The organism is Belnapia sp. AC561 (assembly GCF_979252845.1).
In genome coordinates this window covers 1-252 of record NZ_CEEDBP010000349.1, presented here as the reverse complement: position 1 = coordinate 252, position 252 = coordinate 1, and the positions used below count along the sequence as shown (strand labels likewise).

1 protein-coding gene is annotated in these 252 nt (G+C 61.5%); it reads left to right on the top strand.

Annotated elements, in window-relative coordinates; translation table 11 throughout:
* Window positions 1–217, top strand: a 217-nt coding sequence (locus AC0IW9_RS31380; protein ID WP_471652200.1) for a hypothetical protein, incomplete at its 5' end; no start/stop codon positions are given.
* Window positions 218–252 lie beyond the last annotated feature (35 nt).

The window sequence follows — 252 nt, the reverse complement described above, 5'->3', positions numbered from 1 at the left end:
CGGTATTCTGCTCGAAGAGCTGCTGGCTCGCTGCGAAGTGCCCGCGCTCTACGCTGCGCTGCTGGAAGAGCTGGTGATGCGTTGCCAGCAGCCGCAGGTCAGTGCCAGACCCGACTTCATCGAAATCGATACGACGCTGGCGCGTCTGTTGGTCATGCAATCGGGCAACCGCGATGAGTCGAGCGCAGGCGTCGAGACGGATCTGCTACCGATCTGATTTCACCCGGTCATTCGGTGTAGCGCAGCACCAGC